The 10,406-nt window shown below is 67.3% G+C and carries 16 protein-coding genes and 2 riboswitches; of the genes, 13 read left to right on the forward strand and 3 right to left on the reverse strand.

The genetic code is table 11. The features are described from left to right. Positions 1 to 323 precede the first annotated feature (323 nt). Positions 324 to 941 carry a trimeric intracellular cation channel family protein gene (locus DBR34_RS16065; protein ID WP_038685940.1) on the reverse strand — a complete coding sequence of 206 codons (618 nt, stop codon included), beginning with the start codon at positions 939 to 941 and terminating at the stop codon, positions 324 to 326. Positions 942 to 1,031: 90 nt separating this feature from the next. Next, positions 1,032 to 1,123: riboswitch (glycine riboswitch) on the reverse strand. An 8-nt stretch (positions 1,124 to 1,131) separates the two neighbouring features. Then, a riboswitch (glycine riboswitch) is annotated at positions 1,132 to 1,226 on the reverse strand. 44 nt (positions 1,227 to 1,270) lie between these two features. On the opposite strand from DBR34_RS16065, the gene DBR34_RS16070 reads away from it, so the two are divergent. The 13 genes from DBR34_RS16070 (at position 1,271) to DBR34_RS16130 (ending at position 9,399) form a co-directional block, all read left to right on the forward strand. Next, positions 1,271 to 1,534, forward strand: a complete 264-nt coding sequence (locus DBR34_RS16070) for a GIY-YIG nuclease family protein (RefSeq protein ID WP_128097542.1) — start codon at positions 1,271 to 1,273, stop codon at positions 1,532 to 1,534. A 124-nt stretch (positions 1,535 to 1,658) separates the two neighbouring features. After that, entirely contained in the window at positions 1,659 to 2,096 is a 438-nt protein-coding gene (locus DBR34_RS16075; protein ID WP_128097543.1) for a hypothetical protein, read from the forward strand. Between the two features lie 31 nt (positions 2,097 to 2,127). Continuing rightward, entirely contained in the window at positions 2,128 to 2,574 is a 447-nt protein-coding gene (locus DBR34_RS16080; RefSeq protein WP_128097544.1) for a nuclear transport factor 2 family protein, read from the forward strand. Continuing rightward, positions 2,571 to 2,993, forward strand: a complete 423-nt coding sequence (locus tag DBR34_RS16085) for a DUF2750 domain-containing protein (RefSeq protein WP_181394037.1) — start codon at positions 2,571 to 2,573, stop codon at positions 2,991 to 2,993. Before DBR34_RS16080 ends, DBR34_RS16085 begins: the two co-directional genes overlap by 4 nt. A gap of 18 nt (positions 2,994 to 3,011) precedes the next feature. Beyond that, positions 3,012 to 3,335 (forward strand): DUF2004 domain-containing protein, encoded by a 324-nt coding sequence (locus DBR34_RS16090; protein WP_128097546.1) that lies wholly within the window; start codon positions 3,012 to 3,014, stop codon positions 3,333 to 3,335. Further along, a complete protein-coding gene (locus DBR34_RS16095; protein ID WP_128097547.1) occupies positions 3,335 to 3,772 on the forward strand; it encodes a hypothetical protein in 438 nt (145 codons plus the stop codon). Before DBR34_RS16090 ends, DBR34_RS16095 begins: the two co-directional genes overlap by 1 nt. Before the next feature lie 288 nt (positions 3,773 to 4,060). Continuing rightward, on the forward strand, positions 4,061 to 4,480 hold the full coding sequence (locus DBR34_RS16100) for a DUF2170 family protein (RefSeq protein ID WP_128097548.1): 420 nt from the start codon (positions 4,061 to 4,063) through the stop codon (positions 4,478 to 4,480). A gap of 11 nt (positions 4,481 to 4,491) precedes the next feature. Next, positions 4,492 to 5,277: a PspA/IM30 family protein gene (locus tag DBR34_RS16105; protein ID WP_128097549.1), complete on the forward strand. Its 786-nt coding sequence runs from the start codon at positions 4,492 to 4,494 to the stop codon at positions 5,275 to 5,277. A gap of 16 nt (positions 5,278 to 5,293) precedes the next feature. Beyond that, complete coding sequence (locus DBR34_RS16110; protein WP_128097550.1) at positions 5,294 to 6,361, forward strand: potassium channel family protein; 1,068 nt, start codon at positions 5,294 to 5,296, stop codon at positions 6,359 to 6,361. Further along, positions 6,358 to 7,017 carry a DUF2491 family protein gene (locus tag DBR34_RS16115; RefSeq protein ID WP_128097551.1) on the forward strand — a complete coding sequence of 220 codons (660 nt, stop codon included), beginning with the start codon at positions 6,358 to 6,360 and terminating at the stop codon, positions 7,015 to 7,017. The genes DBR34_RS16110 and DBR34_RS16115 overlap by 4 nt, the downstream gene beginning before the upstream one ends. A 60-nt stretch (positions 7,018 to 7,077) precedes the next feature. Then, positions 7,078 to 7,488 (forward strand): DUF350 domain-containing protein, encoded by a 411-nt coding sequence (locus DBR34_RS16120; RefSeq protein ID WP_128097552.1) that lies wholly within the window; start codon positions 7,078 to 7,080, stop codon positions 7,486 to 7,488. 10 nt (positions 7,489 to 7,498) lie between these two features. Further along, complete coding sequence (locus tag DBR34_RS16125) at positions 7,499 to 8,167, forward strand: DUF1190 domain-containing protein (protein ID WP_128097553.1); 669 nt, start codon at positions 7,499 to 7,501, stop codon at positions 8,165 to 8,167. Between the two features lie 68 nt (positions 8,168 to 8,235). Further along, complete coding sequence (locus tag DBR34_RS16130) at positions 8,236 to 9,399, forward strand: glutathionylspermidine synthase family protein (protein WP_128097554.1); 1,164 nt, start codon at positions 8,236 to 8,238, stop codon at positions 9,397 to 9,399. 12 nt (positions 9,400 to 9,411) lie between these two features. Here the strand turns inward: DBR34_RS16130 and DBR34_RS16135 are convergent, their stop codons facing one another. Then, positions 9,412 to 9,675, reverse strand: coding sequence for a hypothetical protein (locus DBR34_RS16135; RefSeq protein WP_128097555.1), 264 nt, complete (start codon positions 9,673 to 9,675; stop codon positions 9,412 to 9,414). Then, positions 9,672 to 10,406: FAD-dependent oxidoreductase (locus tag DBR34_RS23435; RefSeq protein ID WP_258224008.1), on the reverse strand; the 735-nt coding region annotated here is incomplete at its 5' end. The genes DBR34_RS16135 and DBR34_RS23435, both read right to left, overlap by 4 nt.

Raw genomic sequence — 10,406 nt, forward strand, 5'->3', positions numbered from 1 at the left:
CAGGCGATCACGGCGGCGGCAAGCACGGCTACGACCAACAGCGGTTTGAACAGACGACGGGAACGCGAGGGGAGCGGGGCAGACATGGGGCATCCTGCGCGTGCGCCACACGGCGAACGCGTCCATGGTTTACCGGCCCGTGGGGGCAGGCGAGGCGAAGTGGGGTTGTCTGGCGGGGCCGCTGGTCGAATGCCGCAGCGTGGCTGGATACCGACCCGGGAGGGGCGGGGGCGTCATGGTACCGCGTGTGGGTGCCTGCACTCACATGACCTTGGTCATGGAGCGGGGACGGTCGGGTGCTACCGGTGCATTGAACGGTCCGTTCAATGCACCTCGTCGCGGTAGACGAACTTGGGCATTTCCCATTTGAAGTGGATCGCCAGCAGGCGCAGCAGGAAGCCGCCGCCCAAACACCACAGCGTGGCCGCGTTGATCGACACGCCCAGCTCCAGCAGGCCCAGGTAGGCCGCGCCGGTGAACAGCGTGATCACCGCATACAGTTCCTTCTGGAAGATCAGCGGCACCTCGTTGCACAGCACGTCGCGCAGCACGCCACCGAAGGCGCCGGTCAACATGCCCGAGATCAGCACGATCGGCGCGGCGTGGCCGGCATCGCGCGCCACCGCGCAGCCGATCAGGGTGAAACAGATCAGCCCCAGCCCATCCAGCACCAGGAAGGTGCGGCGGAAGTGGTGCATCCAGCGCGCCACCCAGGTGGCGATCAACGCCGCGCAGATGGTGAAGCCCAGGTACTCGGGGTGCTTCACCCAGCCCAGCGGGTAGTGGCCCAGCACGATGTCGCGCAGCGAACCACCGCCCAGTGCGGTGACGCAGGCGATGATGACCACGCCGAACAGGTCCATGCGCCGCCGTCCGGCGGACAGCGCGCCGGTCATGGCTTCGGCGGAAATGGCGATGAGGTAGATCAGGGAGAGCAGCATGGGGGAGGCTCCGGGCACGTCAGGCGGGGACGGAAGCACGCACATCGCACGCCAGCGCGGGGCACTGTCGTGAGGGTGGGATTCCGTTGCCGCTCCCGCTGTCCTTTTGCCTGAGAGTTCGGTGGCCAAGGCCACGTGCCCCTTCGGCGGGTCATTGAAGACCTCTCTCCAGATCGGCGTGCTGGATGCATGGTTGGTGGCGTTCCGAGCCACCGGCCTGAGCGATTATGGGAGCCTGCGCCTTCGGCGGGTGCCAGCGTGGCACCTCTCTCCTGCATCCGGGGCGGATTCTAGCAGCCGCCGGGCGCTCTCCGGTGGATAATCCCGGTATGCCCGCTGAACCCGCCCCCTGGTACGTGTACCTGCTGGAATGCCGCAACGGCAGTTACTACGCCGGCATCAGCAACGATGTGGACGCCCGCTTCCAGGCCCATCTGGCCGGCAAGGGCGCCAAGTACACCCGCGCCCACCCGCCGGTGAAGCTGCTGGCCATGCGCGCCTACCCGGACCGGGCAACCGCCTCCAAGGCCGAATGGCAGCTCAAGCGCCAGCCACGGGCGCGCAAGCTGGCGTGGCTGCAGGCCACCCCGTAGCGCCGGACTCTGCCCGGCTGCGCGTGGCGCTGGCTCGCCGTCACGGCGTAGGCCACAATCAGCCGACCACAGGGAGGGAACCAGGATGTTCGATCTCCAACGAAAGCCGCTGTCACGACCGCGCATGGCGTGGCTCCTGTCGTTCCCCGCGCTGCTGTTCGGCCTGGTGATTGCCGCGCCTGCATCGGCGGCCAAGCCCGTGAACGCATTGCGTCATGGCGACATCGCCCCGGCCGATTCCTTCCGTGCCGCCTACGCTCCCGATGCCATAGCAGCCGCGCGCATCCCGCTCGACCCGGCCAACGTGCCCGCCAGCCTTCGTGGCCTGGTGCCGCTGGCCGAATACTGGGGCATCGGCGACGACGTCCTCCGCGAGATGCTGCAGGAGGCGGAAAGCCCGGCGAAGAAGAAGGCGCTGGCCGATGCGGTCAACCCGCACAATGCGGCGATCACGGCCTGGTTGGACAGTTGGGCGCAGGGCGAGCCAATGAGCGACGAGGCGGCCGCCTTCATGTACATGCAGCAGGGCCTGGACGAGATGGGGCTGTTCCAGACGCGCTGATCCTCCTCTCTCTACCGGATGAACCCCTGCGATGACCCCGCTTGCCCTGCTGCTCGCCCTTGCCGGCGCTACTCCATCGGCCGCCCCCGCCATCGATCCCGCCACGCGTGCCGCGATCGAAGCCACCTGCCTGGACTACGTGGACGGCCAGCTCGAGGGCGACCCGGCCCGCGTGGCGCGTTCGCTGCACCCGGACCTGGCCAAGCGCGCGATCCTCGGCGACACCCCGGATGAGCGCCTTGGCCTGCGCCGGATGTCGAAGGAAGAGCTGGTGGAACTCACCCGGCAGGGCGCGTTGAAAACCCCGAAGGCGCAGTGGAACCGCAGCTGCAAGGTGCTTGATGTCACCGGCAACGCCGCCTCGGTTCGGTTGGAAACGCCGTGGTTCGTGGACTACTTCCACATGGGCCGGTTCGGGGAGCGCTGGGTCATCGTCAATGCGCTGTGGTACAGCAAGCCGAAAGCGGCGGCGAAGTGACGACCACGCACGGCGACAGCGAGGCGGGGTATCGGTTCGGGCCGAGCGAGGTCGATGCCGTGCTGCGTGCACGGCCAGAGAAGCGCTACGCCTATTTCGTCAAGCGCGTGGCCGACTGGGAAGAAGTATGGGGATTGCGCAACGCCGATGGCTGGGTGATGTCGGCCACCGATGCGGGCCAACAGGTGGCACCGTTCTGGCCGTTCCGCGCGTTTGCCGAACGAGCGGCGGTGGGCAGCTGGTCGAACACGTGGCCGGAAAGGATTGCGCTGCACGCTTTCCTCGACCGCTGGCTGCCCGGCCTTGCCGGTGACGGTCGGCGGGTCTGTGTGCTGCCTGACGAACACGGCCAGGGCGCGACCGTCGCGCCTGCCACGCTGAAGGCCGATATCGAAGACGAGCGGGAAAAAATTGAATAGCACAGACAAGGACGCCACATGACCGACACAACCGCACAACGACAGGCGCAGGCACTGGCCGCCATCCAGCAGGCCGTGGGCACCGAAGCCGGGGAAGACGGCGTGGATATTTTTGCCGACCACCACCGCGACGAGCTGCCGGCCAGCTATTGGCAGCAGCACCTCGGCGACGTTGCGCCGACGTCGGCGGCCATCATCGGCCTGCTGGAATTCAAGTCGGCCTGGGGCGAAAACGAGATCGAGTATTTCGATTTCACCTTGCCCGGCGACGTCACGAACTACGTGGTGTCGGTGCACTTCGATGAGGCCTGCGAGATCGACGCGATCGCGATGGAAAGCTGATGGCGCCCGCGCAGAAGGCCGCCGTGTCCGTTGTGATGCTGTTGGTGTTCATCGGCTGCCTGCCCGGCATCTGCTACCTGCTCGGCCTGGCCAGCATCCAGGGGCGGCCGCAGCCGGTGGTCGCGGTTGGCGGGGACCGCACGGCATGCGCGGTCCCGGCGCGTCATCAGAAAGACGGCATCGATCCGTGGCGTTACGCGACCGCGCTCTGGATGCCCGGCACCGTGCACCTGTCGCCGGTACAGCGCGATGCGGCGACGATAGCTGCCGGGTACCTGTTGGGCCGGCCTCGCACCGGCGTGGCCAGGTGGCATCTGGCCAATGCGGCGTTGACCGTCTGGATCACCCGGCACTGGACCGTCGAGCAGATCGTCGATGCTGCCGGTGGCGGTGTGCCGTGCCAGACACGATCAACGCGGTCTGACAGGTACGGCTGAACCATCGAAAGATCCTGCACCGGACCCCTACCGCGCGCGCCACGGTAACGCTAAGCTTGGCCGGCCCCCGAGGGGCACACCAGGAGAAAGGGACAAGGACATGCCCGCCATGGGCACGTGATCACCGCCGTGACACCCGGACCCGCGCGCCGCGGTCCACCCTGCCGTACCCACCCATCTTTTTGATACGTCGTGCTGCCGGCTTGCTGCGGGCGGTGCGCGCGTACACGACCGCCAGCGCAGTCCAGCTGCCGGCGGCTCACCCATCACCACAGGAAACCGCGTCCCATGTCCTTGAGCATCCACGACATACATGCCCAGCTGACCCAGCGCTACGCCGACGACGACGGCGTGCGCGTGGAACTGATCGAAGGCCTGACCCCGGCGGTCATGGTGGAGCTGGAAGAGTACGGCGACCTGGACATCATCGTGGCCAGTTCGGGCGAGCAGATCGTGGTGTCCACCATTCTGGTGCCGGCCAGCCAGGTCAAGGACGTGGCCGGGCTCAATGCCGCCTGCATGCGCCTGAACCCGATCAACCCGCTGTCCAACCTGGGTATCACCACCGACGCCAACGGCGTTGAGAACTACGTGGTGTTCGGCGAACTGTCGACCCGCTCGGGCATCGACGCGATCGACGAAGAGATCCAGGCGCTGGCCGCCAACACCATCGACGCAGTCGAAGCACTGCGCCCTTACTTCGACTGAGGCCTGACCCGATGAGCATTTTTGGAAAGCTGGTGACCCTGTTCCGCGGCACCGCACACGAGGCCGGCGAGAAGATCGTCGACGCCAAGGCCCTGACCATCCTGGACCAGGAGATCCGCGACGCCGCCACCCAACTGGACCGGTCCAAGGTCGACCTGGCCAGGTTGATGGGCCAGTCCAAGCTGAGCGAGAACGAGATCGGCGCGCGCGACCGCAAGATCGCCGAGTACAGCCGCTACATCGAAGGCGCGCTGGCCAAGGGCGATGAAGCGCTGGCCCTGCAGGTGGCGGAAAAGATGGCACCGCTGGAGACCGAACAGAATGCTGCCCGCGAGTCCAAGGGGCACCTGGACCAGAGCATCGCCACCCTGCGCGCTACCGTGTCCAAGACCGAGTCGCGCCTGAAGCAGATGCGCGCCCAGGTCGACCAGGTCAAGGCCACCGACACCGTGCAGCGTGCCCAGGCGGCCATCGCCGCGCGCCACTCCGGCACCAACAGCAAGATGTCTTCGGCGCTGGGCTCGCTGGAACGGATCAAGGCCCGCCAGGCCCAGCAGGGCGCGCAGATGCTGGCGGCCGAAGAGCTGGAAACCGATGCCGGCGATGGCGACCTCAACCGCAAGCTGGCCGCCGCCGGACTGCTGGAGGATTCGTCCAGTGCCGCGGCGGTGCTGGCCCGTTTCAAGCAGCCCAGGCAGCTGCCGCAGCAGAGCGCTGGCCTGCTGCCGGGCACCGTGCCGGTCGCCGATGGCGATGTGCTGGTCGGGGTGATCACCCCGCGCGACAGCCACAACTGAACAACGGAGGCAGGCCATGTTCCTGATCCAGCGGCTGGCCAGTTCGTTCCGCCTGCACATCCGCCGGGTCAGCTGGCCGGTGCTGCTGGCGGTGCTGCTGCTGCACATGCTGGCCAGCTGGTGCCTGCTGGCCCTGGCCGGCGAGGAAAAGCTCAGCGACTGGCATGCCTTCCTGTATTTCTACGTCACCACCGCCACCACCATCGGCTACGGCGATCTGTCGCCCGGCTCCACCGCCGGGCGCTACATCACCGCACTGCTGGTGATGCCGCTGGCGGTGGCCACCTTCGCCGCAACGCTGGCCAAGCTGAGCGGTGCGTTGCTGGCATTCTGGAAGAGGCACCACATGGGAAAGATGGCCTACGACATGGCCGGCCACAGCGTGCTGGTGGGCTGGCGCGGCGCGGAGTCCGCGCGCCTGGTCGAACTGTTGCTCACCGATACCACCACCGATGACGAAGGCATCGTGATCGTCGCCGCTGGTCTGGCCGAACACCCGTACCCGAACAACGGGCTGGTGCGGTACATCGACGTGCCCAGCTATGCCGATCCCGGCGTGTACGGGCGTGCCTCGCTGGCCACGGCGGGCCGGGTGCTGGTGTATTGCCCCAACGATGACCAGGCCATCGCCGCCACCATGGCGGTAGGCTCGTTGTCGCTGGTGTGCCCGGTGGTGGCCTACTTCGAATCCGCGCCGCCGGCGCGGCTGGTGCTGACCCACTACCCGGCCATTGAAGTGACCCGGCCGCTCACCGCCGACATCATGGCCCGTGCCGCACAGGATCCGGGTACCTCTGCACTGACCATGGACATGCTGTGCGCGGGCGACGTGGGCATGACCCAGTTCAGCGTGACCGTACCCGACGGCGCACCGTCGGACTATGCCGCCCTGATCGACGCATTCCGCTCCCAGCGCGCCAATCTGCTTGGCTACTGCCCCAAGGGCGGCAGCCCGACGCTCAATCCCCCCGAGTCGACCCGCGTACAGCCCGGCGACATCCTTTATTACCTGCGCAATACGCGCCTGGATGCCGCGCGTGTACTGAGCGCGGCGGCCCAGCATCGGGCAACCGCGACCGCATGAGCCTGTTCAACAAACTGTTCGGCAGCCCCGCGCTGCCGCCGGCGCCCGCCAGCGCCTTCCGCTTTCCGTTGCCGCTGGGCGTGCGCATCGGTGCCCACATCACCTTCGACCGCACCATGTACCAGGTGGCGCCCGGCGCGATGCTGGGCGAACTGCCCGAGGGTTACCAGGGCATCCCCTGCATCGGCCAGATCGATCTGGGTGACGGCACGGTCCAGCACCGCTGCTACGTCGATGATGATGCCTACCTGATGGTGCAGACCGTGGGCGGTGATGTGGACGGGCTGATGGCGTTCTGTTTCGCCGAGACCGTCAACCCGCCGAACAAGCACGCCTTCCAGGCCTTCATCCTGGAACATGCCCACCTGGGCGCGGCGGAGATCGACTACGCCGGCAAGCGCTGGCAGCGGCAGATCAATACGACGGCCGCCGGGCGGATTCCGCCGATGGTGTTCGACGAAACGCTTTACCGCTACACGCCTGCACGCCAGGACGGCGACCTGACCCACTACGCCATGATGTACCAGCGGCACGTGCCTGAACTGGCGCGCGATGAATTCCTGCTGGTCACTGCCGAAGACAGCGGTCCCACCGAGTTCTGCATCACCTATGCGGTGGGCGTGGACCTGGGTACTGAAGATTTCCAGATCACCTGATACGCCTGTCGCGGCCATCGCCGCACCTTACCCCTACCCAACCCGCAAGGACACGCTCGCATGCAGTACGTCATCAATGGACACTCCTTCCTCGCCTTCTGCGCCTTCGCCGGCGTTGGCCTGCTGATTCTGCTGCTGGCCATCACGGTGGTCACGCTGGTGACCCCGCACAAGGAAATCACCCTGATCCGCGCCGGCAACAAGGCCGCGGGCGTTGGCATGGCCGGCGCGATGATCGGTCTGGCGCTGCCGCTCAATGCGGTGATCAGCAATTCGGTATCGCTGCTGGACGCGGCCATCTGGGGTGGCATCGCGGCCGTCATGCAGCTGGTGGCCTTCGGCATCTCCCGCGCGATCATCACCCGTCGCGGTCCGGACCAGATCGATGCCGGCAACGAAGCGGCCGGCTGGTTCTCCGCGGGCGTGGCCATTGCGGTGGGCCTGGTCAATTCCGCCGCGATGGTCCCGTAAGGAGACGCCAATGAAGAAGCGTTCCTCCAATCTGCGCCTGACCCTGATGGTGGCTGCCGCCCCGGCGGTGTTGCTGCTCAGCGGCTGCGAAGAGCCGGCCAACACTGGCCTGGTCCTGCAGACCGAATCGCAGTGCGATTTCCAGACCGACGTGCCCAAGGACGAGTGCCACGCCGCTTACCAGAAGGCCCTGGCCGACCACCAGCGCGTTGCCCCGCAGTTCGCCGACCGCGCCCAGTGCAACGACCAGTTCGGTGGCTGCACCGAAGTGCGCGACGCGCAGGGCGCGTCCAGCTGGGTACCGCCGATGACCGGGTTCCTGCTCGGCTACGCGGCCAGCAGCCTGGTCTCCGGTGCATCGCGCACGGACTGCCAACGCTATCCCGACGCACAGGGCTGCCGCAGCGGCAGCAGCAGTGGCAGTGGGGGTGGCGTGTACCGCAGGGTGGGGGGCAGTTCGCCGCTGTACCGCGATTACCGCAGCGGTGAATACCGCCGCCCGAATGGCGAGGCCACCACCGATCGCGCCGGCCGCGTGTACGGCGATGCGGGCAATACCAACGTGCCGGCGCGGGCGGTGAGCGTGTCGCGCGCGGGCTTTGGCTCGTCGTCGGCTGCCCGCAGCAGCTTCAGCAGTTCGCGCAGCAACTACAGCGGCGGCCGCAGCTACGGCGGTTGAGCGATGCTTCTCCGCGCCCCTGCACGTGCCGGGGCGCGTCCTTTCCGCTGTCCGCAGGGCTGCACGTCGTGAAACGAATCCTGATTGACGAGCGCCCTGACTGGCGCGACCAGGCCGAAGGCCTGGGCTTCCATTTCCACACCATCGACGGCGAGCGCTACTGGGACGAAACGGCGTACTACCAATTCTCGCTCGCGCAGATTGAAGAGGACATCGAGGCGCCCACCGAGGCACTGCACGACATGGCGCTGGAACTGGTGTCCGAGGTGGTCGAATCGGAGGCCCTGCTGACCCGGCTCAACATCGCGCCGCAGTACTGGGACTGGATCGCCACGTCCTGGCGCCAGCGCGATCCGCACCTGTATGCGCGCATGGACCTGAGCTATGCGGGCACCGGCCCGGCCAAGCTGCTGGAGCTGCAGTACGACACCCCCACATCGCTGTACGAAGGCGCCTATTTCCAATGGCTGTGGCTGGAAGACCAGATCCGGGCCGGGCAGTTGCCGGGCCATGCGGACCAGTACAACAGCATCCAGGAGAAGCTGCTTGAAGCGCTGGCCACGCTGGCCCAGCACCGTCTGATCGGGTCGGCCCTGCATGTCTCGGCGGTGCGCGACTCCGAGGAAGACCGCGCCACCGTGCGCTACCTGCGCGACTGCGCGCACCAGGTGGGCATCACCACGCGTGAGGTGGTGATCGAAGATATCGGGGTATCGGGCGAGGGCTGGTTCACCGACGACGAAGACAACGTGATCCAGACGTTGTTCAAGCTCTATCCCCTCGAATTCATGATGGAAGAGCGCTTCGGACCGGCGCTGACCACGCGGCGCATGCAGCTGATCGAACCGGCCTGGAAGGCGGTGCTCAGCAACAAGGGCGTGCTGGCCCTGCTATGGGAGCGCCATGCCGGGCATCCGAACCTGCTGCCCGCACATTTCGCCGACGCCGGCGCTGTCCCGGCAGCGGGTTGGGTCCGCAAGCCGCTGCTGTCGCGTGAGGGCGCCAACATCCGTATTGCGCTGCCCGACGGCACCACGCTGGAAACCGACGGTCCCTACGACGACGGTCCGGCGATCATGCAGGCCTACCACCCGTTGCCGTGCTTCGAGGGCAATTACCCGCTGATCGGTTCCTGGGTGATCGGCGATACCGCCGCCGGGATCGGCATCCGCGAAGATGCCACGCTGATCACGCAGAACACCTCGCGCTTCGTCCCGCACGCCATCCTCTGAGCACGCCGCGACCTAATGCGGCGGCAGCACGAACACCAGCAGCACGCACGCCACCAGGATAGCCACCAGGACCCAGCGCAATCCCTCCGCTGACAGCACGCCGAACAGGCGCAGTGCACGGGCAGCGAAGTGGTGCCCGCAGTTCGGACACCGCACCTGCATCTGCACGTGGCGCGGGGTGATCGCGTTGAAGAACATCGGCACACCGCTGCGCACCAATGCCTTTCGGCTGTCGAACACGGCCGCGCAACGCGGACAGGTTTCGCGGTTGCTCATGGCGTGGGCGGCGGCGGAGTGTCGCCGGGCAGCTTCGGCCTGCGGTCCTCGCGATCATCCCCGAAGATGATCCGCGCGCTGCGCTGGTAGCTCCAGTACGCCACCGCCCAGTTGAGCAGCACCACGATGCGGTTGCGGAAGCCGATCAGGAAGAACACGTGCGCGGCCAGCCAGAACCACCAGGCCAGCACGCCGGACAACTGCAGCCTGCCCAGGTGCACGATGGCCGCCATGCGCCCGATCGTGGCCAGGTTGCCGAAGTCCTGGTACTTGAACGGACCCGGCGCCGGTGTGTTGTCCAGCCGCGCGCGGATGATCGCCGCCACGTGCTTGCCCATCTGCTTGGCGGCCGGGGCAACGCCGGGCACCGGACGGCCGTCGGCCTGGCTGAGCGCGGCCAGGTCGCCGGCGACGAAGATTTCCGGGTGGCCCTCGATGGTCAGGTCGGGCTGGACTGGCACGCGGCCGGCGCGGTCCAGTGGCACCGCCAGCGTGCGTGCCAGCGGCGAGGCGGCCACGCCGGCGGCCCACACCACGGTGCGCGCCGGCACGAACTGGTCGCCCAGCTGGAAGCCGTCGCCGTTGATGTCGCTCACCGGCGTACCGGTCAGCACTTCCACGCCCAGCTTTTCCAGTGGGCGGCGCGCCTTCAGCGACAGCACCTCGGGGAAGGTCGACAGCACCCGCGGGCCGGCTTCCACCAGGCGCACCTTGGCGCTGGCCGGATCGAT

The organism is Stenotrophomonas sp. HMWF003 (assembly GCF_003061285.1).
In the GTDB taxonomy this organism is placed as follows: Bacteria; Pseudomonadota; Gammaproteobacteria; order Xanthomonadales; family Xanthomonadaceae; genus Stenotrophomonas; species Stenotrophomonas maltophilia_AP.